Raw genomic sequence first — 25,752 nt, 5'->3', positions numbered from 1 at the left:
GCGTGCGATGAAACCGCAGCTGGAATCCCACTGGAACGGGACATCCCCGGGGCCGGGCGGGAGGTGTTGCCGGCGGGGTGGGCCACCGCCTACGGCCCGCACGCTCGGCCTGGGGGTGGGCCGAGGATGTTCCGCCTGGCTGAGACGGCCTCGATCCGGCGGTGGTTAAAGCGTGGCGAGGAACGCGCGGACCGCGGTGGCGAAGTCGTCCGGGGCGCTGGTGGGGATCAGGTGGTCGGCGTCCAGTTCGGTCGAGACGGTGCCGGGGCGGCGTTCGACCATGGCGCGGACCTGCTCGGGCGGGATGACGCCCTTGATGCCGTGGATCAGCAGGGCCGGGCAGGTGGTGGCCGTCCAGTCGGCCCAGTGGTCGCCGTGCACGTGCTCTTCTGACTGGTACATGTCCTGGGGGTGGAAGGGCAGCCGCCAGCTGCCGTCGGGGTGCTGGCGCAGCCGGTCGGAGAAGTGGGGTGCGGCCGGGCCCAGGCCGGCGATGAGCGCGTCGCGGGTGGGTGCCTGGTAGGGCAGGGTCAGCAGGAAGCCGAAGGGGTTGTCGCCCTCCAGTCCCAGTGCGGCCGCGCCCTCGACGTTGATCAGGGCGCTGACGTGTTCGGGGTGGCGGGCGGCGAACTGGTAGGCGTTGATGGCACCCAGGGAGTGGCCGAGCAGTACGACCCGCTCCAACTGCAGGTGCTCCAGGAGCGCCAGGATGTCGGCGAGGTAGCCCTCCCGTGAGTAGTCGGCGGTGCGCTCGGAGGCGCCCTGGCCGCGCTGGTCGGGGGCGATCAGCCGCCACTCGGGGCTCAGTGCCTGGGCCAGGCGGGTGAAGGCGGCCCCTTCCGACAGGTGCCCGTGCAGCGCGACCAGCGGGCGGCCGGTGCCGCCGAAGTCGAGGTAGGACAGCCGGCGGCCGTCCAGGAGCAGTTCGGCCCGGAGGGCGGCGTCCTTTGTGGTCGTGTCGTTCATCGCAGATTCCTTCGCTCGGTGTCGATGAGAGGACCATACGAAGATTTGGGCGCTTGCGCAAGACGATTGCCTAATTCATTCGCCTAATTCGTATGCCTAGCGCGTCTGCTCTACGACCGGCTAGCATCCGCCCATGGGAAATCGCGAAGACCTGCTCGCCGGAGCCCGCCGCTGCCTGGAGGAGAAAGGGTGGGCACGCACCACCATCCGCGACATCACGGCCGCCTCCGGCGGCGTCAGCATGGCGGCCATCGGCTACCACTTCGGCTCCCGCGAAGCCCTGCTGAACGCGGCGCTCATCGCGGCGATCGATGATTGGGGCACGCACATCGGCCGCACCCTGAGCGCCTATGGGACGGATGCGGCCACCCAGGACGAGCGCTACGAGGCGATGTGGGACAGGGTGATCGAGTCCTTCTCCACCCATCGCGCCCTGTGGCTCGCCTCGATCGAAGCACTCGTCCAGGCCGAGCACTCCACCGACCTGCGCCGCTATCTGGCCGGCGGCCAGGAGCAGGGGCGGCGAGGGCTGGCGGCGATCCTCAGCGGCACCGAGGAGAGTCAGGTCGACGACACCACGGCACGCACGCTGGGCGCCGTCCAGTCGGCCCTGCTGGTGGGCCTGATGACGCAGTGCCTCACCGATCCCGACCATGCCCCCACCGGTGCCGACGTCGTCGCCGGTCTGCGCTCGCTGGCCCGCATCGTCGGTCCCGAACAGCCCTGATCTCGCTGGTGGCGCGGCGTCTGCTGCGCGCTGGCGGTCTCCCACGACATGCTTCTGCTCCGAGTTCGTTTTAGGACTAGTCGCTTCGCGAAAATATGGAACAACCTGGACCACCCCGTTTCGCGCCGTCCGGATGGCGGATCGCAGAGGGGAGACGGCCATGGTCACGGCCCCGGCCCGTGTACCGGTGGAGCGAGCGGACTGCGCGTCGCGGGACATGGGTGAAGTGGTCGAGCTCATCGGGCGCCGCTACGTCCAGATCCGGACCCGGCAGAGGGACAACAGGGACTTTCTGTTCCAGCCGGTATCGGTGTCCGGAGCGCCGGTCTCGGACGCGATGAACCGGCAGTGGCCGGCCACCTCGGCCTACCTGTCCCGCAGCTTCGCCGGGCCGGAACCCGCCGTCGCCCATCCGCCGCTGCTGGCCGGCATGGTCGAGACCGCGGCCGCGGCGGTGCCGGCGGCCTTCCCCGACACCACGATGAAAGTCGACTACCTTCCAGGTCCAGGCCAGGTGGCGCCCGCCGTCGTACGGTGAGCGGTGGCGTTCATCGACATCACCGCATCAGCACCGCCCACTTCGCACTCGACACCATCGAGCAGCCCGCTGACCCGTCCTTCACCGTCGACGGATTGAACACCCTGGTCGTCACCTGCACCTCGACCTCTATCATCGAGCGCTCCTACGGCAGTATCAGCCAACGCCACGGCCCAGGCGGGCTGTGCCTCACGGTGGTGGTGCACGACCACAAGCGCCTCGGCCGCGGCCTCGACCCGGCCGCCCTGGCCGAGCAGTTGCGCCGCCGGCATCGCCCTGGGATTCCTCGGCCAGGTGGGCGACCATCACGGCGCCGTACCGGATGAGGGAGACCGACGACGGGCCACGGTAGGCGTAGCTATAGCGGGTGCCCATCGCCGACGGCATGCGGGGGCGGGGCAGGCATCCCCTTTCCGGCCAGGGGGACGATCTGCCGCACAAGATCAGCGGCTGGCGTGCGGGTCACTGTGTCGAGAGGCGGAAAGCTCCCGGTCCCAGCGGCAGATTCGTTTCGATGACCGGCCATCCCTCAGCACCGGCTGATACCGGCCGATGGGAACAGCACCCCTGCCAGCCCGTGGTCGTTGTCCTGCCGTTTTCACCGTGAAGGAATATCCATGTCATCGGCTCCTCCTCTGCCGGGTACGCCGACGCGGCGGTCGCTGGCCGCCCGCGGCCGCGACCTGCCCCTGACCGCGAAGATCTTCGCCGCCGTCGCCGCGGTGGCCGCCGCCGGCCTGCTGGTGATCGGGGTGAGCCTCAGCGGTCTCAACACCGCCGATGACAAGGCCTCGGCCATCTACACCGGTGGCGTGCGCCCGATCGAGACGCTGGCGCAGCTGCACGCCGAGGTGCTGCAGGTACGCAACCTGGTGCTCAACTACTACCTGTCGGATGCCGAGTACCGCAAGACCAACGCGGCCGACATCCACGCGCTCGACGCCGCCATCGCCAAGAACGCCGAGGCGTTCGCCCCGATGACGGCCGACAAGGCGGCCTCGGATCGGCTGTACGCCGACTGGGTCGCGTACGTGAAGATCCGCGACGAGAAGATCATGCCCGCCGCCGACAGCGGGAACCTGGATGCCTTCTGGGACGGCTTCAACGAGGCCGAGCCGATCACCGAGCGCATCGATGAGGGCTTTGTCGACCTGCGCGCCGCCCAGGCCAAGGCCGCCGCGGCCAATGCCGCCGATGCCCGCGACACCGTCGGCGACGTCGTCACCCAGGTGGGCGTCATCGGCGCTCTCGGCCTGGTCGCCGGGCTGGGGCTGGCCTGGCTGGTGGCCCGCGGCATCGCCGGACCGCTGCGCCGGGTCACCGGCGTGCTGGACGCGCTCGCCCGCGGCGATCTGACCCAGCGCGCCGAGCTGGAGCGGCGCGACGAGGTGGGCACCATGGCCACTGCGCTGAATCGCGCCGTCGACACCATGCGCCAGACCATTTCCGTCATCCACGCCAACGCCACCGCCCTGGGCACCTCCTCGGCCGGCCTGAAGGCCGTCAGCGACCAGCTGGCCGGCACCGCCGACGGCACCGCGGCCCAGGCCGGCGGCGCCAGCGAGGCCGCCCGCGAGGTCACCGAGCACGTCAGCACGCTGGCCGCCGCCTCCGAGCAGATGGGCGCCTCGATCCGGGAGATCTCCGCAGGTGCCTCCGACGCCGCCACCGTGGCCGGCCAGGCGGTCGCCTCCGCCGAGCAGACCACCGCGGTGGTCGGCAAGCTGGGCGTCTCCTCCGCCGAGATCGGCAACATCCTCAAAGTGATCACCTCCATCGCCGAGCAGACCAACCTGCTGGCGCTGAACGCCACCATCGAGGCCGCCCGCGCCGGCGACGCCGGCAAGGGCTTCGCCGTGGTCGCCTCCGAGGTCAAGGAACTGGCCCAGGAGACCGCCAAGGCCACCGAGGACATCGCCAAGCGGATCGAGACCATCCAGGCCGACACCGCCGACGCGGTCGGGGCGATCGAGAAGATCTCCACCATCATCGGCACCATCAGCAGCTACCAGACCACCATCGCCGCGGCGGTGGAGGAGCAGACCGCCACCACCGGCGAGATCAGCCGCAGCGTCTCCAACGCCGCCCGCGGCGTGCACAACATCGCCGACACCATGACCGCGGTGGCCGGCGCCGCCCAGCAGACCACCGAGGGCGTGGCCACCTCCCGGCAGGCCTCCGAGCGCCTGGCGGCCATGGCCGCCGAGCTGACCCAGCTGGTCACCCACTTCCGCCTCTGAGCCGGTACGGGCCTGCCCCCATCGTGATCACGATGGGGGCAGGCCCGTACTCGCCGAAGACGCAGCGCTTGCCGGGAATCCGAGGCGTGGTGAGAGCCCAGTGAAGATCGATCGACTGATACGGGCACACAGACACCTGCTCAGGCCTCCCGGCCGCGGGAGGACGTATGAACGGCGCCGGCCCGGCTGACCTTCCCGCTCTCACAGGACATCACCATCGGGCCTCGGTTCCCGGCACGCCGTACCGGATGGGCGAAGGCAGGCGCCCGGTGCTGGGCGCCGGTGTGCTGTCGCTCGGCCGTGGTGCGCTGCTCGTCCACGGCGTTGACCACGGCCGCCCGGCGGCGTTGAGGACGATGACTGCGAGGATGATCGCAGAAGCAGGCACCGACGACATCCACAACAACCAGGCGGCTATGACTCCTCTCACATCCGGGCACCGTGGCCGATTTTGCGGCGTTGACCTCGACACGGGCTCCCCACGGCAGAGCGATTCCACGCACTGGGCTACCGTGGCGCCCACGATCGATGGCCTCTGGCGGCAACGCGATGCCGGAGACCGGGAAACGGCCCCGCCGGGCCGCGAGGAAAGGAATGAGGTGGTGGTGTCCGTGCCGTCGGACCCCAGCCATAGCACCACCCGCCCGAGATGGGATGGAGCCCTGCGATGAGCATCGCTTTGGGCCTGCTGGCCGTTTTGCTCCTGACGTTGGCCACCGGGTACTTCGTCGCCCAGGAATTCGCCTACGTCACCGCTGATCGGCTGGTGCTGTCGCAGCAGGCCGCCGCCGGTGACAGAAAAGCCGCCCGCGCGATCACGGTGATGGAGCGGTTGTCGTTCATGCTCTCGGGCGCCCAGCTCGGCATCACCGTCACCGCGCTGGTCGTCGGCTTCATCGCCAAGCCCGCGCTGGCCGAACTGATCGCGCCCGGTCTGGAGGCGCTCGGCCTTCGCGGTGGCGGCGTCGACGCCGTCGCCCTGGTGCTCGGGTTCGTCCTGGCCACCGTCATCCAGATGGTGCTGGGCGAGCTGGCACCCAAGAACCTGGCGCTGGCCCGGCCCGAACCGCTGGCCCGCGCCCTGGCCGCCTCCACCCTGGTCTACATGACGATCGCCGGGCCGATCATCCGGCTGTTCGACTCGGCGGCCAACAAGCTGCTGCGCGCCGTCGGCATCGAGCCGGTCGAGGAGCTGCACCACGGCGCCACCCTGGAGGAGCTGGGGCACATCATCGGCGAGTCCGAGGCCTACGGTCACCTGCCGGGTGAGCAGGCCGACCTGCTGGAGCGCGCGCTGGCCTTCGCCGACCACACCGCCGCAGAAGTCATGGTCCCGCGTGCCGATCTGGTCACCATCGCCGGCTCGGCGCCGGTGACGGAGCTGGATGAGCTCATCGCCCGCCACGGCCACACCCACTACCCGGTGCTCGGCACCCGCCCGGATGAGGTGATCGGTGTGGTGAGCCTGCGCGAGCTGGTCCCGATCCCCTCGGCGGAGGCCGCGAGCACGGACGTCGCCAAGGTCGCCTGTGAGGTGCTGGTGGTGCCGTTCTCGATGCCGCTGCCCGATCTGGTGGCGCAGCTGCACACCCGCGGCCAGGAGGTCGCCTGCGTGCTGGACGAGCACGGCGGCCTGGCCGGGCTGGTCACCTGGGAGGACATCGCCGAGGAGCTGGTCGGTGAGATCGCCGACGAAAACGACCTGGAGATTCCCCCGGTCGCCGAGGTCGACGGAGGCTGGGAGATCGACGCGGGCCTGCGCCTGGACGAGGTCGCCCTGGCCACCGACCTGGAGCTGCCGGATGCCGACGACTACGACACCGTCAGCGGCCTGATCCTGCAGCGCCTGGAGCGCTTCGCCGTCATCGGCGACCGCCTGACCGTCGAGCTGGTGCCCTCCCTGGCCGAGGACGCCCCCACCCACCTGGAGATCGAGGTCGTGAGCCTGGACCGGCATGTTCCCGGACGGGTCCGGCTGCGCGGCGTCCGCGCCGACGACAGCGCCCGCATCGAAGGAGGCGAGCAGGCGTGAACCTGCCCCTCGGCCTGAGCCTGACCATCGCCCTGCTGATCGGCAACGGCTTCTTCGTCGCCGCCGAGTTCGCGCTGGTGGCCGCCAAGCGCCACCGGCTGGAAAGAGCCGCCGCCCAGGGCAGCCGGGCCGCCGCCGCGGCCGTGAGCGGCATCCGGGAGCTGTCGCTGATGCTGGCCGGCGCCCAGCTCGGCATCACCTTGTGCTCCCTGGGGCTGGGCGTGGTCTCCGAGCCGTTGATCGCCGGATCGTTGACCCCGCTGTTTCACACCCTCGGCCTGCCGGAGAGCGCCGCGCACGCCGTGGCCTTCGTCATCGCGCTGGCCATCGTGACGTTCCTGCACATGGTGATCGGCGAGATGGCGCCCAAGTCCTGGGCGATCGCCCATCCCGAGCGCTCGGCCACCATCCTGGCTCTGCCCTTTCGCGGCTTCACCGTGGTGGTGCGGCCGATCCTGCGGCTGCTCAACGGGGTGAGCAACGCCCTGCTGCGCCTGGTGCGGGTCCGGCCGCGCGATGAGATCTCCCGCCCGCGCACGCCCGCTCAGCTGCAGCACCTGGTGGAGGAGTCGCGCCGCTTGAAGCTGATCGAAAGCGACGAGCACGCCGTGATCACCCAGGCCCTGCACGCCCCGACCACCGGCATCGGCCCGCTGGTGGTGGCGGTGGCCGACATCGTCGGCGTGCCCGCCACCGCATCCGCCGAGGAGATCGTCGAGGTCTCGGCCCGCACCGGCCATACCCGGCTGGTGGCCTGGGAGGGCGATCGTCCGGCCGGCGTGGTGCATGTGCGCGATGCCTATCTGGCCCACCGGCGCGGCGCGGCGAGGTCGGCCCGGGAGCTGGCCTACCGGCTGCCCGAACTGCCCGCCGACACCTCGATCTCCGATGCGGTCGCCGCGCTGCGCGCCGCCCGCAGTCAGCTGGCGCTCGTGCGGACCGGTGACGGCGCGCCGGCCGGGCTGGTCTTCCTGGACGATCTGCTGACCCGACTGCTGGTCACGGCGTAGACGTCCTGCCCGAAGCCGCCGCCAAGAGGCGATCTGCGGCCGGTAACGAGCGCGTTCGTCGCCGGCCGCAGATCGCGGTGCGCGAAGGTCGGGGTCAGGCGGTGGGGAAGGGACCGGCGTACTCGGTGTAGTCGGAGACGCCGTCGCCGTTGAGGTCGAGGTAGACCACGTCGGTCACACCGTCGCCGTTGACGTCGTAGCGCTCCTCGTCGGCCACGTGGTCACCGTCGGCATCGATGAGCTGGGCATCGGTCACACCGTCGTTGTCGGTGTCGTAGTAGTCGGTGGTGACGGTGAAGCCGCCGCTCATCGTGGTTCCCGCTTCTCTCATCGTGTCGGTTCGTCAGATAAGAGGGGCCGCGCCGACGGATTGTTACAGCGATCCGGAAAATTTTCCGGCCTCTCCCCGCGACGGGGAGGTTCTCGGGTTGCGAGCTGCGGAAAACCAGCCGATGCGGCTCCATACGCGGCGCACTCGGTGCCGGTTGGAGCGCTCGCCGGTAACGCCGCGTGGGGAACGGTCATGGCGCGGCGGGCGCATGCTGCACGATGCGCCGCCAGCCGTGCGGGCTGAGGGCGTAGGCGGCCACGCTGCCCGAGGCGAACCACCGCCACAGCGCCGGGCGCGCGAGGGTGGCGCCCGCGGCGAGGGCGAACAGCAGCATGCTGCGGGCATCGACGCCCGCCATCGGCTCTTCCCTGCTGCCGGCGTAGCCGCGCCGGCGCACAGCGGCGGCGGCCAGTTCACCCAGTACCGCCCGGCGCCGACCGGAATGCTGAGCCGCGCCCAAAACGGCCAGCAGCAGCTGATGGCTGGCCACACCGGGCTTTCCCGGCGGCTGCGGGGCGGGGGTACGGCCGCGCGCGAGATCGAGCATGGGGGTCAGCAGGTCCACTCCGGACAACAGCGCGTTCATCGGCTCGACCAGCCGCGGGTTGAGGTCGATGAACACCGGTCCGTCGGAGCCGAGGATGACGTCGGCCGACAGCGCGCCGTGCCACCCAAGCTCACGCCCCAGCCTGCCCAGGTGCTCCCGTACGGCAGGCAGCTGGACGCTCCGCTTGTGGCCAGCGAGGCAGCCGGGCGCTTTGCCCGTCATCCTCAAGACGTACGGGATGCGGATTTCGCCTGCCTGCTCACCGCCCTGCACACGGCCATCCACGCGGCCGCCCATCCCGGCTCGGGGGAGACCCGATAACGGCGGGCCGCCTTGGCGCGGACTCGGGCTTCCGCCTCCGGTGATGGCTGTCAGCCGGTGCCGAGGTTGGCGAGCCGCTCCTGGTACTCCTCGGTGGAGATCTCGCCCTGGGCGTGCCTTCGTCCACAAACGAATCTACAAAGTAAAGGAAATCGATCTGTTAAAAATCACACAGAAACATCAAAAACACAAAAGGCGCCGCCAGCTATAACAGCAGTGTGCCCACGAAGTTATCCGGCTGGCCGAAGTGTGAAGACTATCGTGCTCCGGAACGCTTCCAGGAGATCGCCCGCATGCCCGGTCCGCCGACAGAGCATTGAAATGAACCTCATATCCCGCGGCCGTCGGCAGGGCCTGCGCCCGGAGGCAGGCCGACGGTTTGTCTCTCCGGATCCCCCCGCCCGCCTTTCGCCGCCATGTGGCGACTGACAAGGCCATCAGGGCCACCGCCCAGCGCAACGGCGAGCTTCCGGACCACGTCCGCGGAGGAGGGCAGTGTTTCACCGGTGAAATAGCGGTGAACAGAGGAGTCACTGAGATAGGTGATTTCCGCAAGGCTCTCATAGGTCTGCGGTGATCCCCGTTTCAGCCTGATGAGCTCAGCTTTGAATGACTGACGGGCTGTCGCTCCGGCGGTCGGATCCGGCTGGTCTGGATTCCCCATGGATTTGGGATAGCAGCAGCAGTCAGCAAACCGGGCAAGGCGGCATTGCGGGGCTGTATGTAGCTTATTGCGGCAGTCATCCCACCTGTCCCGCCCTCATCCCGGGATGATTCACCACTGGCCCGCCCCTCCCGCACGGTGCTCTGCTGGAAGCCACGAAAACCCGGAGACCGCGAACGCGGATCGGAACCGAAGGAGGGCACATGAAAACCGCTCGATGTACCTCGCTGGTGGCGTTGGCCACAGCGCCACTACTGCTGTGGCCGAGCAGTCCGGCCCAGGCGGCGCCCAGCGACAAATGCACTCGCTCCGGCCACGTGAAGATCTGCATCTCCGTGGTGAACGATCGCGTGCAGGGGTATGCCCAGATCGGTCGCGGCCATTTCAAATGGGCCACCATCTTTGTGCAGCAGTGCAGCTCTCCCAAGAAATGCAGAGTAATCGCGGCCAACAGCGTGCTGAGCGGTCCCCGGAAGGTGCGCACCGTCGGCACCACGGTGAAGCCTGCGCCACGGGGTCACATCTTCCGGGCAGGCGGCTCGTGGATACCGGACTCCGGTCGGCGAGTCGTCCGGAAATTCAGCCCGTTCAAAGCCAACCCCTGCCCCTGCTGAGCAGCAAGGCCCATCTGGCGCGGGTCACAGATGAAGGCCAGGGGCTCCATTCCGACGCCGATGGCGGTCCTCATCATGGTTCGTGCCGTACGGCCGTGGGCCGCCTCATTTCCGGTCGGAGAACCAGGACCACGATCGTCTCATGAAGAAATGCCGAGACGCCTGTCACTCCGTTTCCGCGCCTGCCGGCTCCTCGGGCTTCACCGTGTCTACCGGCCCGGTTTCCACCCGATACGGCTCTCGTCTGGGCGGCAGTACCCCGGCCGGCAGCGGATCCGGCAGCAGCGGAGGATGCGACCAACGCCGGGCGTCACCGAAGCTTACTGTGCTGCCGGAGAACACCGTATGGGTGAAGTCTGCGCCGTCAAAGACGACTCCAGTGAAGTCGAAGTCGTAGCCCTGCCAGGACACCGCGGCGTCGTCGCGTAGGTGGGAGGTGATGATGCGGATGATGGTGTGGCGTACCTCGCGCAGTCCGGCGAACAGCAGGCGCTCGTCGGCGTCGCCGTCATCGCCTGGGTCGGGTCGGTAGGGCATGCGCAGGTAGGCCACAGCACATCGATCACCAACGGAACCCGCCATGGAGGAACGGGCGACGGCATACCGATGGTGGCCCACCGGATGCGGACGGTCCCGTGCGCCGACCGCCTCGCCTTCCTGGACGGTGACCGGGTCGTCGAGGAGGGTGATCACGAGGAGTTGGTACGCCGCGGCGGCCGCTACGCCGATTTTCTCCACGTCGGTGCGGTAAGCTCCCGATAACAGCTAGCCAAATTTGGCTAGCGAAGCACGGAGGGTTCGATGAAGCCGGTACGGCTGCTGGTCCTGGGCGCGCTGCGCAGACGCGGGCGTGCCCACGGCTACCAGGTCCGCGCGGACCTGGAGTCGTGGGGCGCGCACGAGTGGTCGACCGCCACCTCGGGCTCGGTCTATCACGCGCTCAAGAGCATGGCCGGTCAGGGCCTGCTGGTGACGCACGAGACGGTCGCCTCCGAGGCCGGGGGGCCGCCGCGGATCGAGTACGAGCTGACCCGGCAGGGCGAGCGGGAGTACCTCGACCTGCTGGGTCGGGCGCTGGCCGACCGCGAGCCGAGCCTGGACGTGCTGGGCGCCGCCATCGGCCTCATCGAGGACCTTCCCCGGGAGCGGGCCCTGGAGTTGCTGCGCGAGCGGGCCCGCGCCATGCGCGAGTGGCGCGCGAGCATCACCGCTTACCTGCCCGAGGGCACGGATCTGGCGACCTGGGGACCGGTGGGTGAGGTGCTGTCCCTGTGGCTGAGCACCGCCGACGCCGGCGCCCAGTGGACCGACCGGATGATCCGCCGCCTGGAAGAGGGCGCGTTCACCATGGCCGGCGAATAGGAGTCCCCGATGGCCAACGAGATCGCCATACCGCTGCTTCCCTGCCGCTCCATCGACGAGATGGTCGACTTCTACGCGATGCTCGGTTTCCGCCGGATCTACTACCAGGTCCGGCCGAACCCGTACGTGTTGCTCAAGCGCGAGGATCTCCAGCTGGGTTTCTTCGGCATGCCGGAGGCGTTCAAGCCCGAAGACTCCTACGGGACCTGCGTGATCGTCGTGCCGGACACCGGAGAGCTGTTCGAGGCGTTCGCCGCGGGCATGCGCGCGGCGCACGGCAAGCTCCTGGTCTCCGGCATCCCCCGGATGACCCGGCCGCGCAGGCGGAAGAACGACGGCAACCACTCCGGCTTCGCCGTCATCGACCCCGGCGGCAACTGGATCCGCTTCATGGCCGCCCGCCCCCTGCCGGAGGAGGAGGCCACGAGCAGGCTCACCACCTCGCTGAACCGGGCGGTCGTGATGGGCGACTCCCACGGCAGGCACGAGCGGGCCGCCGAGATCCTGGACGGCGCCCTGGAGCGGGACAAGGACACCGCGTCGGCGGCCGAGCTGCTGGAGGTGCTGGTCTACCGGGCCGAGCTCGCCGTCCGCGCCGAGGACCACGCCGCCGCCGGACACGCCCTGGCCCGGGCGCGCGCCCTCACCCTGACCGAGGCAGAACGCGAGCAGTTCGCCCAGCCCTTGGCGGCCATCGACGACCTCGAGGCCGCGCTAGGTCTCTGACCGGGTACGGCGCTTGCGCGGGGCCGCCGAGCGGGGCGGCTGCGCGCGCATGTGGTCCGCACGCGGGTCATGATGCCGCCGGGGTAGCGCATGTCCTCCTTGAGGACTGCACCGTAGGTCGGGGTCTGTGCTCAGCTCGGCGGGCCCGTGTTCGGGCAGGCCGTGTTTCACAGGTGACCGCCTGTGAAACACGGCCGGCGAGAGGCGATCATGCAGGGTGAGCCGCGTTGCACGGGTGGGTGCAAACACCCTGTGACAGGAAGGCGCGTTCCAGAGCCTATTCGATCTTGCCTGTGGGACCGGACATTCTTCCCCGGCTCCAGTGGAGCCGGGCTATGCCGTGTCCGCATCGGCCACCCAGGCCTGCAGCGCGTTCTCGGTGGTGGGGTGGATGTCGAAGGCCCGGGTCAATCCGGTGATCGTCAGTACCCGGGCCACGATGCCGTGAACCCCGCTGAGCGCCAGGGCCATGGCGAGCTCTTCGCAGCGCCGCAGCACCGCGATGAGCTCGCCCACCCCGGTGGAGTCGATGAAGGACACCTCGCCCATATCCAGCACCAGCGCACGCACGCCCGAGCAGCCCCAGAGCGGGTGCAGGTGCCGGCGCAGCAGCGGCGCCGTACTTTGATCGACATCACCGCTTACCCGTGCCACCAGCACGCCGGCGTGCTCGCTCACGGCAACGGTCAGAGGCTGGCGGCGCTCGGGGCCGAACAGAGTGCTCATCATGGGCAGCACGCGGGGGACAGGGCCTGCATGTGGTCTTTCATACCAGGGATCGGCCGCCGCCACGGTACCGCGCATCCGCGGGAAAAGCTCATCCCGGGATGGGGAGGGCCGAAGAGAGACAGGGCTGCGCTTCGGGCTTCCCATTCACTCTGGTTCTACGAACGGGTGCCGACACCAGGTCGGCACGAACAGCGCGTGTTGGGAAAGACGTTGAGGGCGATGGCCGCGGCCAGCTGTGAGGCAACGGAGATCGTCAGGGGAGAGTCCTGCACGGCCGTGCCGGTCAGGACGTGATCACGCAGGTGGGTTTATGAGGCTGCGCAGCTGCCGGGCGGCCGCTGGTGAGACGGGCAGATCCCCGGTCAGCTGAACCTGCTCCAGCCGGTGGCCGGGTCGTGCGGGGCGTACATGAGCACGTCTCCGGCACCGAAGGCGCCTTCCGTTCCCTCGGCGTAGCGGCGCACGCTGCCCCCGGTGCGCACGCTGCGCAGGCACGCCATGCCCATCGGCGGTTGCGCGTCATGGGCCAGGTCGAGGTCGAAGGCGGGCTCCTCGACGTACAGCGACCCGGCGGTCTCCCGCCGCACCTGGGCCCTGGTCTGCTCGGCGTGCCCCCAGACGCATCTTCGTGCAGGCCATGCTGAGGAACTCCTCGGTCTGGCCCAGATCCGTGCTGCCGAAACGTAACGAGCCCATCAGGCTGTCAACTCCCATCGTCCGGGACGCGTGAGGAGTCGCTGGGTGCCGGGCCGGCCGGTGGCCCGGTCGTGCCGGATCGCGGCCATCAACGCCGAGATCGCTGGGTGATGCGTCCGCTGCACGTCACAGGGACGGGCTTGATGGCACCGGCGGAAGGTCCATGGAGATGACGTGGAAGGGGGCGGCCGGTTCGGCCCGGGTGAGCTGGGAGTTGACCACGAGCAGCCGTTGTTGCGCGAGGGTGATCGTCGTCGGGGTGTCGAAGCGGGAATCGTCCCACGTGCCTGCCGGAACGGCCGTTCGGGCGGCGGCGTCCAAGGCCACGACGGCCAGGGAGAAGACGAGCGTGTCCCGACGGGTCTGGTTGACCACGCCGGCAAGCAGATGATCGTCAAGCAGTAAAAGCCCATCCGCGCCAAAGCGGTAACCCTCCGGTAGCCGCACCTGCTCGACCGCGCCGGAAGCCGTCTCCACTCGCCACAACGTGCCGGTGCCCTGCGCGGCGACCAGCAGCGCCGTCCCGTCGGCGGTGGCGGTGATCCCGTTGAGGAAGGCGCCGGCTCCGGCGCCGGACAGATCGGCGAAGATCTGTGGTTCGCCGATGTCCTGAGGCGTGGCGCCCAGAGGGAGCCGCCACAGCACCGGGCGGGCCGAGTCGGTGACGAATGCGGCCTCGCCCACGGTCCACACGTCGTTGAGCAAGGTGCTCGTCGCCGGAACCGTGCGCCGGGCGAGCAAGGCGGCCTCGGCCATGTTGTAGACGAACAGGTGACCCGTCTGACCGCCGCACGCGACCAGCCATTGATCTCGGTGCACAGCCAGGCCCAGAACGCAGGTGCGGGCGTCTTTTCCGGGCGGCTGCCACACCTGGGCCAGCTCATCGTCGAGACAGCCGCGGAAGATCGTGCCGTCGGTGCTGCTCCCGGCGTAGAAGCCGTGATCGGAGCTGTAGGCGATGCCTTCCGGCATGACGTTCTCACCGGGCAGCGTGTACGCGGAAATGATCGCCACGGACGCCATCCTATGGCTGTCCCTTCTGACATACACCTCGGTGTAGACCAGCCTGAAGACGCTGCCTCCGCTGACCGTGAAGGCGGCCTTGCCCACCAGGACGGTCGTGTCCCCGTACGCGCGCACCGAGGCCTCTTTCAGGTCTGATGCGGTCGTAGACGAACGCACGCGACCGCAGTTGGCTCATCCACTCCTGTTTGGAGGTGATGTAGCCGACTCGAACGCGAGCTCATGCCCCACTGACGATCACCATTTCGTTGCCTTCGGGGTCGGCGACCCGCCAGCGATCCTCCGACTCCTCAAGGAGCCGGCCACCGGCTGCGACGATCGTGGCGAGGCGTGTCTGCGCGAGATCCGACGGCACCGCGAGCTCGAAATGGATGCGGTTGCGCTGCTGGCGTCGCTCCGTCTCCGAAGCGTCGAGCTCTTGGAACACCAGCACCGGGTCCAGCCGCCGCGGATCGTAAATGTCGCTGACCCCGGCTCGCTGGTCGTGGGTGTATCCGAGTGCGGCAGCCCAGAATGCGCGGATCGCGGCGACGTCGGCGGCGTCGAGGAAGAGCTGGGCAAAACGCGGCAGCCCCGGATCCGCAGTGGCCCCGAGTTCGCGCGCAGCGGTCTGGAGGTTTTCGGCGAGGTCGGTGAAGTCGAGTTTGAGGCCGTGGGCGTGCTCCTCCCACTGGTCCTTACCACTGTCGATGATCACGAGCCCGGGGCGCAGGTCGACCAGCAGCGGGAAGCCCGTGTCGTCAGCCAGCGCCGCTGCTGCGGCGGCCAGGTCACGCTGCTGCCTCGGGGAGGTGATGCGGTAGCACGCCATCGCGCCGAACACCGCCTGCCAGTCGGCTGTCCCGGTCCTCTCGCTGAGCACCGCGCCCGGCACCAGGTCGACCTCGTTGCCGTCGGGGTCGGTGTGACAGAACCCGAACGGTCCCGATGCCTCACCAAGACTCGCCTGCCCGACCGCTGCGGCCGGCCGCACCACGTCGAGGTGAATACGGTTTCGCAGCGGCCGTGGCTCGGTCGACTGCCGGATCCGTATCGCGGGGTCGCGCCGTAACGGATCCGCCAAACCGCCGTCCTCCCCAGGCGCGTAGTCGAGCACGCGCTGCCAGAACCGCCTCACCACAGGGGGGGTCGCGGATTCGAACACGAGGCTCAGGCGCTGCAGCACGGCAGGGTTCGCGGCCAACTCCAGATCCCGCGCGGCCGCCGAGACCGCCTCGGCGTGCTCGTCTGAGTCGAGGCGCACCCGCAGGCCCGTCGCGCGCAGGTCGACCACGATCTCGGCCGACAGCTCCACGATGTGCCCGGCCAGCGCAGCCCCCTCAGTCAGCGAAGGCGCGTTGAACCATGCCGTCGCAACGCCATCGACCACCCGCCAATCCGCTCCGATCTCTGTCATGCCCGACACTGTAGAGCCCAGTTCCCCGTCCGTGTAGTGATCGTGTCCCCGGCCCAGGCATTGCAGGCGCGTTCCAGATCAGGGGTGTTGCGGATCGGGAAGATCGGAGCGCAGGAAGCTGTACAGCACGCCGTCGTGCCATTCGCCCGCGCGGAAGCCGGCGCCGCGCAGGACACCCTCGCGGGTGAATCCCGCCTTCTTCAGCGCCCGCTGTTCGGCCACGTTGGTGACCTCGGTTCCGGCCTGGATGCGGTGCACCGTCGAATGGTCGAACAGATACCGCACCAGGAGCTGTTGCGCCTGCGTCCATAGCCCCGGCCCCGGAACTCCGGGGCCAGGATCAGCCCGATCTCCCAGCAGTGACCGGCTCTCGTGATGATCGCCTTGCTCCATGAGACGAAGCCGGCCCGCTCGCTTCCCCGGACGACCAGGAGAACCCCGCCGTCCGCTCCCAGCAGCCCGTTCTCCTCCCAGCGCCGGCGGTGCCGGTGGGGGTCGTGCCAGCCGTACCACTGGTGGACGCCCGCCCCGTCGGGGTCGTCGGTCAGCCGGCCGAGGAAGGGCAGGTCGTCTTCTGCAACGGCGCGCAGCTCGATCGTCATGATCGAGATGCTATGCAGAACGTCGGCGCCGCCGGCCTGTCACCGATGTCGCCGGCGATCTCGGCGTGGCGCGGCCCGGTGCCGAGCATGATGTGCACGATGGTGCGCTCCCGCAGCGGCCGAGCGGGGCCGAGCGGGTGGTCAGCGGGCGACGTAGCCGCCGTCGACCGGTAGGGCGACACCGATCACGAAGCCCATGTGCCCGCCGGGGCGGGTGGAGCGCAGAGCCTGCGTCATCGACTCCTGGGTGCCGACCGCCTCGATGACGCTGTGCGCGCCGAGACCGCCGGTGAGTTCCTTGACGCGGGCCACCGCCTCGTCGCCGCGTTCGGTGAGGATGTCGGTGGCGCCGAACCGCAGGGCCAGGTTCTGGCGTGGCTCGTGGCGGCTCATCGCGATGATGCGTTCGGCGCCGAACTGACGGGCGGCCAGGATCGAGCACAGCCCGACGGCTCCGTCGCCGACGACGGTGACGGTCTTGCCGGGTCCGGCCTGGGCGGCGAGGGCGGCGAACCAGCCGGTGCCGAGCACGTCGGAGGCGGCCAGCAGGCTCGGCACCAGGTCGGGTTCGGGGATGCCCGGCGTGGCCACGAGGGTGCCGTCGGCGAGTGGGAGCGGTAGGGCCACAGGTCCGAGCCGCACACGCAGGCCGCGGTCACGCGGATGATCGCGTCGGTCGGCTCGATGATCACCGGGTCCGGTCGCTGCTCGACACGGACGTCACCGGGGGCATGCAGGACGACGCCACGCATGGGGATCTCCTTCGTAGTGTTGAGGTCTGGTCGGAGCGCGACCTGCGCGTCTCCGTCACCGGCTCTGTTTCCTTGCCCGGGCACGGCCATCTGCGTCCACACAGAAGACGGAGCGTCCGCAGGGCCGACCTTTGCCTGATCGGCCGTGGCCGCTGTCCGAGCGAACAAGCCGGCTAACCGGCTTGTTCGCTCGGACGGGAGGTCGCGCTTGTCGGGGGGACAACCTCGACCCCCTTTCCCGGTCGGCGGCTCCTTCTGGCCGTCAACCGGCCCGGCCCCACAGCCGCCGGCCTGGCGGCAGGGAGAAGATCGGCTACCTGCCGCGCAAGCCCGACACCGAAGGATCACCCGGATCAGATCCCGAAGACGGCGACCTCATCTACAACGCCGCCGGCATCGGCCACTCCGACCAGGTCGTTCACCTGGGCGACTACCAGGCCACCCTGGAACGGCTCACCGAGCTGCAAGGCGGCGACGTCACCGTGACCCTGGCCCGCTGACCCTGCGGCCACTGGGCGAAGGCGGGCTCCTCCGCATCTCCGTCCACGACGGCTTGCTGTACGCCTGCTACACCGCGCACGAGGAGAACCGGATCGAGCGGGATGTACGGGACGCCATGGGCTATGCCGACCCACTCACCACCCGCGCCCACGACCGCGCCCGCTGTGCCCCGGACCGCCGTCCGGCCACCCGGCTGATGGCCTTCATGCAGGTCAGCGGCCCCGAGGACTGACCCGGCTCCTGATATCGCGGGCCATCCCAATAACGAAGAATCACTGACAGCAGTGACAAAGGCACCGTTCAGAGGTCTGCCTGTCTTCAGGCCGACCGGCGGGCACCCGTGCGACCAAGGCCAGCCAGCCGGGCAGCCACCAGTTCCATCGGCCCATCACCGCCACGAACGCCGGCAGCAGCAGCGCCCTGATCACGGTCGCGTCCAGCAGCACGCCCAGGCCCAGCCCCGTCGCGAACATCTTGATCTCCGGCTGCGGGGCCGCCGCCAGAGACCCGAACGCCAGGAACAGAATCAGTGCCGCGCTGGTGACCAGCCGCCCGGTCCGTCCCAGGCCCTCGACGACCGCCTCGTCGGTGGAACCGGTCCGGTCGTAGGCCTCACGCATCCTGGCCAGGATGAACACCTCGTAGTCCATCGACAGCCCGTACAGGAACGCGAAGATCATGGCCGGGATGAACTCGGCGATGGAGCCGGTTCCGGCCAGCCCCCAGACCGGCTCGGAGCCGTAGCCGTACTGCCAGACCAGCACCACCGCGCCCATGGTGGCGCCGAGGGAGAGCAAGTTGAGCACGATCGCCTTGACCGCCAGCAGCAGCGAGCGGAAAGCCCGTACGAGCAGCAGGAACGTCAGGACGGAGATGAGCGCGAGCATGGCGGGGAAGCCGCCGTAGACCGCGGTCACGAAGTCGATGCTCTGCGGCCCCTCGCCCGAGACCTGGGCACCTGCGGGTACGGCCGCGCGGACCCGGGCGATCGTGGCCCGGCCCGCCTCCGTGCCCGTCTCGTCCGTGGGGATGACGGTGATCAGGGACGTTGCGCCGCTCCGCCAGCCCTGCGGGGCCACCGCCGTGCGCACGCCGGGCAGCTCCGCCAGGCGCGCCGCCTCCGCGGCGGGATCGGCGCCGTGGGGGAGGATCACGTCGAGCGGGGTGAGTACCCCGGCGGGAATGCCCGCCCGCCGCAGCTCGGACAGCCCTTCGTAGGCAGGGCCGGTACGGGGCAGTGAGCCGCTCACCGGCTGGCCGAGCTGAAGCGAGAACGCCGCGCCGCCGAGCACCGCGAGCAGCGTGCCGGACACGACCAGCCCGGCCCAGCGCAAGCGGACCACGCCCCGTGCCCAGGCCGACCACCGGCCGGGTCCGGCGGAGAGGCGGCGGCGGGGCCGGTCGAGCCGCGGCCCGCCCTTGGCCAGCAGGACCGGCAGAAGAGTCAGTACGGCCAGCACGCTGACGAGCGGCACCAGGATGCCGCCGTACCCGACGCTGCGCAGGAACGGCACCGGGATGACCACCATGGCCAGCAGGCCGATGCCCACGGTGACGCCGCTGACCACCACGGAGCGGCCCGCCGTCGCCATGGCGCGCTCGACGGCCGCCTCGCCCTCGTACCCGAGCGCGCGCTCCTCCCGCCAGCGGGTGATGAGCAGCAGCGAGTAGTCGATGGCCACGCCCAGCCCGACGAGGGAGACGATGAACTGCACGATCGTGTGTATCTCCGTCACGGCGGTCAGGCCGTACACCGCCAGGAAGGTGACGGGGATCGACACGGCCGCCACCAGGACGGGCACCAGCGCAAGCACCGAGCCGAACACGAATCCGAGCACGATCAGCGCCCCCAGCCCGCCGATGAGCGTCTCCGCGAGCACGTCGAGGCCCTTCGCCTCGGCATCGGCCAAGGCCTCCATCCCGGTGACGCGCAGCGTCGCGCCCTCCATCAACATCGGCCGCATCGCCTTGTCGAGCGGCCGGCTCAAGTCGGCGTTCATGCCTCGGGTGGGTTCGGTGAACACCAGCCCGTACGTGGTCCGCCCGCCGTCGCCGACGAATCGCGGGTCCGCCGTGTCGGCGTAGGACACGACGCGCGCGTCCATGGCCGAGGCGGCGGCCGCGAACAGCTCGCCGATCTCCGTGCGCTGCCCGGCCGCCGTGCTGCCCGCCGGCAAGGTGACGACGACGACAAGAGGTGGATCGTCGCCGCCGGTCCCGTAGAGCCGATGGATGGCCTGGTTGGCCTCGTACCCGGGCTGTCCGGGCTGGGCGAAGTCCTCCGTCAGCCGGTCGCCCACACCGACGGTCGCGAACACCCCGGCCACCGCGGCGGCCAGCCAGGCCAGCACCACCACCAGCTTGTGCCGCAGCACGAACCGTCCGAGCCGTACGGTGAACCGGTCACCTTGATGAGTCATGCGCCCAGTGCAGCAGCGCGCCCTTCAGTATCTCTGTGACAGAAATTCTTAAGGACTCCACGGCAGACTGGCCGGGTGAGCGCCCGCATCCTGGTCGTGGATGACGACCCCCATCTCGCCGACCTCGTGGTCATGGCCATGCGTTACGAGGGCTTCGAAGCGGAGGCCGTGGGATCGGGGAGCGAGGCGGTCGCCCGGGTGGCCGGACACGCGCCGGACCTGCTCGTCCTGGACATCAGGCTGCCCGACGGCTCCGGGCTGGAGACCTGCCGGCGGCTGCGGCGGCTGGGGCATCGGTTCCCGATCATCTTCCTGACCGCGATGGGCCGCACCGAGGACAAGATCACCGGTCTGCGGTCCGGCGGGGACGACTACCTGACCAAGCCGTTCAGTCTGGAGGAGCTGATCGCGCGGACCCACGTCGTCCTACGCCGCACCATGCCCGCCGACCGGCTCTCCTACGCCGGCCTGGAGATCGACGACGGCCTGCGCGAGGTACGCCGCGACGGCCGGCTGATCGAGCTGAGCCTGAAGGAGTACACGCTGCTGCGCTACCTGCTGGCCAACGCCGGACGCGTGCTCACCAAGCAGCAGATCCTGGACCATGTCTGGGAGTCCGGGGACGGCGGCAGCGAGGGCCTCCTCCACACGTATGTGAGCTATCTGCGCAGGAAGATCAGCGACCCGCCGCTCATTCACACCGTCCCCCGCGTCGGCTACGTGCTGCGCCTGCCGCGGTCGTGATCCGCATGCGGTCGCTGCGGGCGCGCCTGACCCTCACCGTGCTCGCCCTGCTCGTCACAGGGCTGGTGGGGGTGCCGCTGGTGACCTGGGGCATCACAAGAGACGCCGGCGCGGAACGCGCCCGCGGCCGACTCGACCGCTTCGCCGCGGCCGTCACTCCGCTCCTCACCGAGGGCCGCTGGCCGGATGAGGAGACGGCCCGGTTGTTCTCCGCCGCGGCGAGCCCGTCCTTCCTTGAGGTACGGGACGCCCGCGGCAGCGTGATCAGAACTGTTCTGCCCGCTGAGGTGCACGCCGGCGGCACCTCGCCGCGCCGGCCGACCCCCGCCGACCCCGACGGGACCGTCTACGTACGCGAGGACGCCGCCCCCGATCTGGGCGGCCCGTTCGCGAGCGAGGACCAGTGGTGGCTGCGCTATTCCTGGCTCCCTGACGGCCGGATCCTGGTCAGCGGCATCCGCACGGCCGAGTACGACGCCATCGCCAAGCGGCTGGCCGGCGTCTTCGCGACCATCACTCTGCTCGCGCTCTGCGTGCTCGCCCTCGCCGCCTTCCGCGCGATCCGTCATGCGCTGCGCCCTCTCGACGACATCGCCGAGACCGCCCAGGCCATCGGCGGCGGCGATCTCACCAGGCGGGTCGAGCCGGCCGAGCCGCACACCGAGCCGGGCAGGCTCGGGCTGGCGCTGAACGCGATGCTCGGCCAGATCGAGGCCGCCTTCCGCGAGCGCACCGCCTCGGAGGAACGGCTGCGCCGCTTCATCGCCGACGCCTCCCACGAGCTGCGCACGCCCGTGGCCTCCATACGGGGGTATGCGGAGCTGTTTCGCCGCGGCGCCGCGAGCCGTCCCGATGACCTGGCCAAGACCATGGCCAGGATCGAGGCCGAGGCCGAGCACATGGGCGTACTCGTGCACGAACTCCTCCTGCTGGCCGACCTCGACGAGCGGCGCCCGCTCGAACGCGAGCCGGTCGACCTGGCAGATCTCACCGCCGAGGCCGTCGCCGCCTCCGCGGCCGTGGACCTCGGCCGTCCTTTGACCCTCCGAGCGGCCGGACCCGTCCTCATCTGCGGCGACCGCACCCGCCTGCGCCAGGCCCTGGACAACCTGCTGGCCAACGTGCGCGCGCACACCCCTGCGGGTACGGCGGCGACGGTGACCGTCCGGGCGGAGGACGGGGACGCGGTCGTCGAGGTGCGCGACGAAGGTCCCGGGCTGAGCGCTGTGCAGGCGGCACGCGCCTTCGAACGCTTCTACCGCGCCGACCCCACCCGCCGCTCCGGCACCGGCCTCGGGCTCGCCATCGTCGCGGCCGTCGCCGCCGCCCATGACGGGCACGTCCGCGCCCTGCCGTCCGACTCGGGCGGCGTGTTCGAGCTCCGACTCCCGCGTGGGTGACCACTCGGGCCTTCCCTCGTAACGTCCCGGAACACGGAGCCGGTGCCCCGCCCAACGCCGAACCAAGATCGGCCGCCTGGTGCAGGACGGCCTGCACCCGCAGACGCAGCAGGCCATGGATGTGCTTCGCGTGGTCGGCAACAACGCGGTCCATCCCGGGGAAATCGGTCCCGATGATGACCCCGAGCTGGTTCCTGGCCTCTTCATGCTCGTCAATCCGGTGGTCGAGCAGATGATCAGCAGGTGCGGCAGAGCCACTGACTGGACACACCCGTATCTGTCATCGCACGCGGGTCATCTCCCGCATCTGGGCGTCTTGCGCTGACCGGCCGTCGGGCGCTGCGTCCGCTTCCCGGCGCAGGTCGCCGCCTTCGGCGTCGAGGCGTGGCAGCACCCGATCGAGCCGGCGGGGCATCCACCTGGCAGCCTGGCCGAGCAGGGCCAAAGCGGCGGGCATCAAGATCATGCGGACAATGAAGGCGTCGACGACGACGCCGATTGCCAGGCCCAGGGCGATCGAGCCGACCAGTGACGATGGGCTGAGCGCGAAGCCGACGAAGACGGCGGTCATGATGCCCGCGGCGGCGACCACGAGCACCGCGGATCCAGGAGCCGCGCCCTCACTTGGCCGATTCCAGTGGTGCACAGGGGTCCAAAGTCCCCAGCACCCACGCCCTACGGCTCTGCTCGATTCCGGTGCGGCGGTGGATCGTGGAAGGCCCCGAGGGGAGGAGGCGCCATGTCCGCGGTAATCGTCGAGGATCTGCGCAAGCACTACGGGCCGGTGCGCGCGGTGGACGGGGTGAGCTTCACCGTCGCCGAAGGTGAGGTGTTCGCCCTGCTGGGCCCGAACGGCGCCGGCAAGACCACCACGGTGGAGATCCTGGAGGGCCACCGGAGCCGGGACGGCGGCACCGTCTCGGTGCTCGGGTTCGACCCGGCCACCGGAGGGCGGGATTATCGCGAGCGCATCGGGATCGTGCTGCAGGAGGCCGGGTTCGAGGAGGAGTTCACCGTCGCCGAACTGGTACGGCTGTATGCGGTCTTTTACCCCCGCTCCCGCGACTCGGGCGAGGTGATCGACCAAGTCGGTCTGGCCGACAAGCGGAACGCCCGGGTGCGCACCCTGTCCGGTGGGCAGAAACGCCGCCTGGATCTGGCGCTGGGCTTGGTGGGCCGACCCGAGCTGCTGTTTTTGGATGAACCGACGACCGGCTTCGACCCCTCGGCCCGGCACCGTGCCTGGGAGCTGATCGACGGCCTGCGCGCTGGGCACCACGATCCTGCTCACCACGCACTACATGGACGAGGCCCAGCACCTGGCCGACCGGGTCGCGGTACTGCGCGAGGGGCACCTGGTGGCCATCGGCGCGCCGGACACGCTCGGCGGGAGTGGCCGGGGAAGTTTATTGTCCTTCCGGCTTCCCGAGGGAGCGGTCCTGGCCGACCTGCCGCCGCTCACCGGCGAGATCGAGGAGTACGGCGAGGCGGTGGGCGTACGGACCAGGCAGGCCGCCCGCGACATGCACGCTCTGACCGGATGGGCACTGGAACGGGGAGTGGAGCTGACCTCGCTGAGGTTGTCGCAGCCGAGCCTGGAGGACGTCTACCTCGATCTCGTCGAGCAGCCAGAACCGTCACCCGAGCCCGGACCGTCATCGGCGGCCGGTCGGGAACCGGCCGCCGATGACGAGCTCGCACCCGGGAGGCGGTCGTGAACACCCGAGCCGCGGATGTCCGGCTGGTGAGCCGCCTGGCCTGGCACGAGACGGTCTCCTTCCTGCGCACGCCGATCGCGGCCATCTTCACCATCGCGATGCCGCTGCTGATGATGGTGATCGTCGGCGCCGCAGTGGGGAATGAGACGGTCGATCCCGCCACCGGTGTGCGCGTGATGCAGTTCGTCGTCCCGGCCATGATCGTGTTCGGCATCGCCCAGGGATGCTTCGGCGCCCTGGCGATGCACCTGGTCGACCTGCGCGACCGCGGCTGGCTCAAGCGCATGCGCGGAACCCCGGTGCCCGCCTGGGCGGTGACGGCCGCGCTGGCCGGGACGTCCCTGGCGATCGCGCTGATGACGGCCGTCATGCTGTTCGGCGCCGGAGTGCTCTTCTACGACGTGCAGGTGGTGGGGCGCACGCTGCCGGCGCTGCTGCTCACCCTGCTGCTGGGTGTGGTCTGCTTCACCGCGCTCGGTTTCGCCGTCGTCGCGCTGGTGCGCAACGCGGCGACGGTGCAGCTGATCGGCACCGGACTGCTGCTGGCGCTGGCGTTCATCTCCAACATCATCCTGCCTGACGCCCGGATGCCCCTCTGGCTGGAGACCATCGGCTGGATCTTCCCGCTGCGGCACTTCGGCGAGGCCGTACGCGATGATTTCAACCCCTTCCTGCCGGGCCCGGGGTTCCACGGCGATCACCTGGCGGTGCTGGCGCTCTGGGCCGCCGGGGCCGCGGCCGTGGCGGTGTGGCGTTTCCGGTGGGAGCGGCCGCCTGCCGGGGCCGCGGCGGCGGGAACGGCGGAGGCGGAGCCGGCGGCCCGCACGGTGTCCGGGGTCTCCGGGTCCGGGGCCTTCGGGTCCGGGATCTCCGGGTCCGGGGCCTCTGGCGGTTCCCATCGCTCCGGGGACCGTCCCTCACCACGGCGGCTGCTCGGCGGTCAGAGCGCACACGCCATGCTCCGGCTCCGCCGGGACCCCTCCACGGCGTTCTTCACGGTGGTGCTGCCGGTCCTGCTCCTAGTGATCATCTCGCTGGTCTTCGGCGGGTCGCAGGTGGAGGGGGTACCACTGCCGGTGTTCATGCTGGCCGCGATGATCACCTACGCGGTCGGAGTGTCGGCCTACGTCGACCTCGCCGAGGCCGTCGCCACCGACAAGGAGCGGGGCGTGCTCAAACGGCTGGCCGGCACGCCGCTGCCGCGCTGGGCCTATGCCACCGGCTGGGTCGCCTGCGCGTTGCAGGTCACGCTGGCCACCGCGGTCGTGCTGGCGCTGGTGGCGGTGCTCGGCTACGACGTCCGGATCGCGCTGCCGGCGATCCCGGTGATGCTCGTGGCGGCAGTGCTCGGAGTGGCGTGCTTCGCCGCCCTGGGAGCGCTGGTGGCGACTCTGACCACCCGCTCCCCGACCGCGAACGCGATCACGCTGGGCACCTTCCTGCCGCTGGCCTTCATCTCGGACGTGTTCGTCATCGGCGGACCGCTGCCCGCCGTACTGGAGACGGCCGGAGACCTTTTCCCGCTCAAGCACCTCTCGCACGCGCTGCTGGCCGCGCTGGATCCGGCGGGCCGTCCCTGGCCGTGGACGGACCTGGCGGTCGTGGCCGCCTGGACGCTGGCCGGGGCACTGGTCCTCGCTCTCGTAAACGGTCGCCGCTTCAGGCGAGGTGCGCCAGCCTGACCAGGATGGCA

Annotated in this window: 27 protein-coding genes and 2 pseudogenes; 16 read left to right on the top strand and 13 right to left on the bottom strand. The window is 70.0% G+C overall.

Annotated elements, in window-relative coordinates; translation table 11 throughout:
* Positions 1 to 165: 165 nt before the first annotated feature.
* Positions 166 to 966, bottom strand: coding sequence for an alpha/beta fold hydrolase (locus tag Pta02_RS36300; protein WP_203879549.1), 801 nt, complete (start codon positions 964 to 966; stop codon positions 166 to 168).
* Between the two features lie 133 nt (positions 967 to 1,099).
* Here Pta02_RS36300 and Pta02_RS36295 point away from each other — a divergent pair, with 133 nt between their 5' ends.
* From Pta02_RS36295 to Pta02_RS36270, 6 genes are all read left to right on the top strand, one after another.
* Positions 1,100 to 1,693 carry a TetR/AcrR family transcriptional regulator gene (locus Pta02_RS36295; RefSeq protein WP_203879548.1) on the top strand — a complete coding sequence of 198 codons (594 nt, stop codon included), beginning with the start codon at positions 1,100 to 1,102 and terminating at the stop codon, positions 1,691 to 1,693.
* A gap of 217 nt (positions 1,694 to 1,910) precedes the next feature.
* A complete protein-coding gene (locus Pta02_RS36290; RefSeq protein ID WP_203879547.1) occupies positions 1,911 to 2,231 on the top strand; it encodes a hypothetical protein in 321 nt (106 codons plus the stop codon).
* Positions 2,228 to 2,557, top strand: coding sequence for a hypothetical protein (locus tag Pta02_RS36285; protein ID WP_203879546.1), 330 nt, complete (start codon positions 2,228 to 2,230; stop codon positions 2,555 to 2,557). Before Pta02_RS36290 ends, Pta02_RS36285 begins: the two co-directional genes overlap by 4 nt.
* Before the next feature lie 291 nt (positions 2,558 to 2,848).
* Positions 2,849 to 4,471 carry a methyl-accepting chemotaxis protein gene (locus Pta02_RS36280; protein WP_203879545.1) on the top strand — a complete coding sequence of 541 codons (1,623 nt, stop codon included), beginning with the start codon at positions 2,849 to 2,851 and terminating at the stop codon, positions 4,469 to 4,471.
* 667 nt (positions 4,472 to 5,138) lie between these two features.
* Positions 5,139 to 6,503, top strand: a complete 1,365-nt coding sequence (locus tag Pta02_RS36275; protein ID WP_203879544.1) for a hemolysin family protein — start codon at positions 5,139 to 5,141, stop codon at positions 6,501 to 6,503.
* Positions 6,500 to 7,513, top strand: a complete 1,014-nt coding sequence (locus tag Pta02_RS36270; protein WP_203879543.1) for a hemolysin family protein — start codon at positions 6,500 to 6,502, stop codon at positions 7,511 to 7,513. Before Pta02_RS36275 ends, Pta02_RS36270 begins: the two co-directional genes overlap by 4 nt.
* Before the next feature lie 94 nt (positions 7,514 to 7,607).
* On the opposite strand, the gene Pta02_RS36265 is transcribed toward Pta02_RS36270, so the two are convergent.
* Positions 7,608 to 7,844 (bottom strand): hypothetical protein, encoded by a 237-nt coding sequence (locus Pta02_RS36265; protein WP_203879542.1) that lies wholly within the window; start codon positions 7,842 to 7,844, stop codon positions 7,608 to 7,610.
* A gap of 190 nt (positions 7,845 to 8,034) precedes the next feature.
* A complete protein-coding gene (locus Pta02_RS36260; RefSeq protein WP_203879541.1) occupies positions 8,035 to 8,676 on the bottom strand; it encodes a hypothetical protein in 642 nt (213 codons plus the stop codon).
* Positions 8,677 to 9,579: 903 nt separating this feature from the next.
* On the opposite strand from Pta02_RS36260, the gene Pta02_RS36255 reads away from it, so the two are divergent.
* Complete coding sequence (locus Pta02_RS36255; protein ID WP_203879540.1) at positions 9,580 to 9,990, top strand: DEAD/DEAH box helicase family protein; 411 nt, start codon at positions 9,580 to 9,582, stop codon at positions 9,988 to 9,990.
* 165 nt (positions 9,991 to 10,155) lie between these two features.
* Here Pta02_RS36255 and Pta02_RS36250 read toward each other — a convergent pair whose 3' ends face one another.
* Entirely contained in the window at positions 10,156 to 10,728 is a 573-nt protein-coding gene (locus Pta02_RS36250; RefSeq protein ID WP_203879539.1) for a hypothetical protein, read from the bottom strand.
* A gap of 63 nt (positions 10,729 to 10,791) precedes the next feature.
* Between Pta02_RS36250 and Pta02_RS36245 the strand changes: the two genes are divergently transcribed.
* Positions 10,792 to 11,352: a PadR family transcriptional regulator gene (locus Pta02_RS36245; RefSeq protein ID WP_203879538.1), complete on the top strand. Its 561-nt coding sequence runs from the start codon at positions 10,792 to 10,794 to the stop codon at positions 11,350 to 11,352.
* 9 nt (positions 11,353 to 11,361) lie between these two features.
* On the top strand, positions 11,362 to 12,078 hold the full coding sequence (locus tag Pta02_RS36240; protein ID WP_203879537.1) for a DUF8817 family protein: 717 nt from the start codon (positions 11,362 to 11,364) through the stop codon (positions 12,076 to 12,078).
* 333 nt (positions 12,079 to 12,411) lie between these two features.
* Here the strand turns inward: Pta02_RS36240 and Pta02_RS36235 are convergent, their stop codons facing one another.
* From Pta02_RS36235 to Pta02_RS36205, 7 genes and pseudogenes are all read right to left on the bottom strand, one after another.
* Positions 12,412 to 12,807 (bottom strand): STAS domain-containing protein, encoded by a 396-nt coding sequence (locus Pta02_RS36235; protein WP_203879536.1) that lies wholly within the window; start codon positions 12,805 to 12,807, stop codon positions 12,412 to 12,414.
* A gap of 362 nt (positions 12,808 to 13,169) precedes the next feature.
* Positions 13,170 to 13,394, bottom strand: a complete 225-nt coding sequence (locus Pta02_RS36230; RefSeq protein ID WP_203879535.1) for a hypothetical protein — start codon at positions 13,392 to 13,394, stop codon at positions 13,170 to 13,172.
* Between the two features lie 235 nt (positions 13,395 to 13,629).
* Positions 13,630 to 14,643 (bottom strand): SMP-30/gluconolactonase/LRE family protein, encoded by a 1,014-nt coding sequence (locus Pta02_RS36225; RefSeq protein ID WP_203879534.1) that lies wholly within the window; start codon positions 14,641 to 14,643, stop codon positions 13,630 to 13,632.
* Positions 14,644 to 14,746: 103 nt separating this feature from the next.
* The gene (locus tag Pta02_RS36220; protein WP_203879533.1) at positions 14,747 to 15,922 is read right to left on the bottom strand and encodes a VOC family protein; all 1,176 of its coding nucleotides are present in this window, start codon (positions 15,920 to 15,922) and stop codon (positions 14,747 to 14,749) included.
* Positions 15,923 to 16,000: 78 nt separating this feature from the next.
* Positions 16,001 to 16,144, bottom strand: coding sequence for a GNAT family N-acetyltransferase (locus Pta02_RS36215; protein ID WP_203879532.1), 144 nt, complete (start codon positions 16,142 to 16,144; stop codon positions 16,001 to 16,003).
* Positions 16,123 to 16,524 (bottom strand): GNAT family N-acetyltransferase, encoded by a 402-nt coding sequence (locus Pta02_RS36210; protein WP_203879531.1) that lies wholly within the window; start codon positions 16,522 to 16,524, stop codon positions 16,123 to 16,125. The genes Pta02_RS36215 and Pta02_RS36210 overlap by 22 nt, the downstream gene beginning before the upstream one ends.
* A gap of 159 nt (positions 16,525 to 16,683) precedes the next feature.
* Positions 16,684 to 17,276, bottom strand: a pseudogene (locus tag Pta02_RS36205) (zinc-binding dehydrogenase); the annotation flags it as partial.
* 182 nt (positions 17,277 to 17,458) lie between these two features.
* Here Pta02_RS36205 and Pta02_RS36200 point away from each other — a divergent pair.
* Positions 17,459 to 17,776 carry a cyclophilin-like fold protein gene (locus Pta02_RS36200; protein ID WP_239131502.1) on the top strand — a complete coding sequence of 106 codons (318 nt, stop codon included), beginning with the start codon at positions 17,459 to 17,461 and terminating at the stop codon, positions 17,774 to 17,776.
* 53 nt (positions 17,777 to 17,829) lie between these two features.
* Positions 17,830 to 18,009, top strand: a complete 180-nt coding sequence (locus Pta02_RS36195; RefSeq protein ID WP_203879530.1) for a hypothetical protein — start codon at positions 17,830 to 17,832, stop codon at positions 18,007 to 18,009.
* A 40-nt stretch (positions 18,010 to 18,049) separates the two neighbouring features.
* Here Pta02_RS36195 and Pta02_RS36190 read toward each other — a convergent pair whose 3' ends face one another.
* Entirely contained in the window at positions 18,050 to 20,197 is a 2,148-nt protein-coding gene (locus Pta02_RS36190; protein ID WP_203879529.1) for an MMPL family transporter, read from the bottom strand.
* Between the two features lie 75 nt (positions 20,198 to 20,272).
* Here Pta02_RS36190 and Pta02_RS36185 point away from each other — a divergent pair, with 75 nt between their 5' ends.
* Positions 20,273 to 20,941, top strand: coding sequence for a response regulator transcription factor (locus tag Pta02_RS36185; RefSeq protein WP_239131501.1), 669 nt, complete (start codon positions 20,273 to 20,275; stop codon positions 20,939 to 20,941).
* A 5-nt stretch (positions 20,942 to 20,946) separates the two neighbouring features.
* Positions 20,947 to 22,341 (top strand): sensor histidine kinase, encoded by a 1,395-nt coding sequence (locus Pta02_RS36180; protein WP_239131506.1) that lies wholly within the window; start codon positions 20,947 to 20,949, stop codon positions 22,339 to 22,341.
* A gap of 280 nt (positions 22,342 to 22,621) precedes the next feature.
* On the opposite strand, the gene Pta02_RS36170 is transcribed toward Pta02_RS36180, so the two are convergent.
* Positions 22,622 to 22,933: an MMPL family transporter gene (locus Pta02_RS36170; protein WP_373872434.1), complete on the bottom strand. Its 312-nt coding sequence runs from the start codon at positions 22,931 to 22,933 to the stop codon at positions 22,622 to 22,624.
* A 147-nt stretch (positions 22,934 to 23,080) separates the two neighbouring features.
* Between Pta02_RS36170 and Pta02_RS41640 the strand changes: the two are divergent.
* The 3 genes and pseudogenes from Pta02_RS41640 to Pta02_RS36160 all read left to right on the top strand — a co-directional run.
* A pseudogene (locus Pta02_RS41640) lies at positions 23,081 to 23,494 on the top strand (ATP-binding cassette domain-containing protein); the annotation flags it as partial.
* 148 nt (positions 23,495 to 23,642) lie between these two features.
* Positions 23,643 to 24,059, top strand: a complete 417-nt coding sequence (locus tag Pta02_RS41635) for a hypothetical protein (protein WP_239131507.1) — start codon at positions 23,643 to 23,645, stop codon at positions 24,057 to 24,059.
* Entirely contained in the window at positions 24,056 to 25,741 is a 1,686-nt protein-coding gene (locus Pta02_RS36160) for an ABC transporter permease (RefSeq protein ID WP_203879525.1), read from the top strand. The genes Pta02_RS41635 and Pta02_RS36160 overlap by 4 nt, the downstream gene beginning before the upstream one ends.
* Positions 25,742 to 25,752 lie beyond the last annotated feature (11 nt).

The sequence above is a fragment of the Paraplanobispora takensis genome, from assembly GCF_016863195.1.
In the GTDB taxonomy this organism is placed as follows: Bacteria; Actinomycetota; Actinomycetes; order Streptosporangiales; family Streptosporangiaceae; genus Planobispora; species Planobispora takensis.
The sequence above is the reverse complement of the archived record's forward strand: the minus strand, read 5'-3'. Positions and strand labels throughout refer to the sequence as shown.

Coding starts and splice junctions, on each gene's coding strand:
- Pta02_RS36300 (WP_203879549.1), bottom strand. CDS start 966: ATGAACGACACGACCACAAAGGACGCCGCCCTCCGGGCCGAACTGCTC.
- Pta02_RS36295 (WP_203879548.1), top strand. CDS start 1,100: ATGGGAAATCGCGAAGACCTGCTCGCCGGAGCCCGCCGCTGCCTGGAG.
- Pta02_RS36290 (WP_203879547.1), top strand. CDS start 1,911: ATGGGTGAAGTGGTCGAGCTCATCGGGCGCCGCTACGTCCAGATCCGG.
- Pta02_RS36280 (WP_203879545.1), top strand. CDS start 2,849: ATGTCATCGGCTCCTCCTCTGCCGGGTACGCCGACGCGGCGGTCGCTG.
- Pta02_RS36275 (WP_203879544.1), top strand. CDS start 5,139: ATGAGCATCGCTTTGGGCCTGCTGGCCGTTTTGCTCCTGACGTTGGCC.
- Pta02_RS36265 (WP_203879542.1), bottom strand. CDS start 7,844: ATGAGAGAAGCGGGAACCACGATGAGCGGCGGCTTCACCGTCACCACC.
- Pta02_RS36255 (WP_203879540.1), top strand. CDS start 9,580: ATGAAAACCGCTCGATGTACCTCGCTGGTGGCGTTGGCCACAGCGCCA.
- Pta02_RS36245 (WP_203879538.1), top strand. CDS start 10,792: ATGAAGCCGGTACGGCTGCTGGTCCTGGGCGCGCTGCGCAGACGCGGG.
- Pta02_RS36240 (WP_203879537.1), top strand. CDS start 11,362: ATGGCCAACGAGATCGCCATACCGCTGCTTCCCTGCCGCTCCATCGAC.
- Pta02_RS36235 (WP_203879536.1), bottom strand. CDS start 12,807: ATGATGAGCACTCTGTTCGGCCCCGAGCGCCGCCAGCCTCTGACCGTT.
- Pta02_RS36220 (WP_203879533.1), bottom strand. CDS start 15,922: ATGACAGAGATCGGAGCGGATTGGCGGGTGGTCGATGGCGTTGCGACG.
- Pta02_RS36210 (WP_203879531.1), bottom strand. CDS start 16,524: ATGACGATCGAGCTGCGCGCCGTTGCAGAAGACGACCTGCCCTTCCTC.
- Pta02_RS36190 (WP_203879529.1), bottom strand. CDS start 20,197: ATGACTCATCAAGGTGACCGGTTCACCGTACGGCTCGGACGGTTCGTG.
- Pta02_RS36180 (WP_239131506.1), top strand. CDS start 20,947: ATGCGGTCGCTGCGGGCGCGCCTGACCCTCACCGTGCTCGCCCTGCTC.
- Pta02_RS41635 (WP_239131507.1), top strand. CDS start 23,643: ATGGACGAGGCCCAGCACCTGGCCGACCGGGTCGCGGTACTGCGCGAG.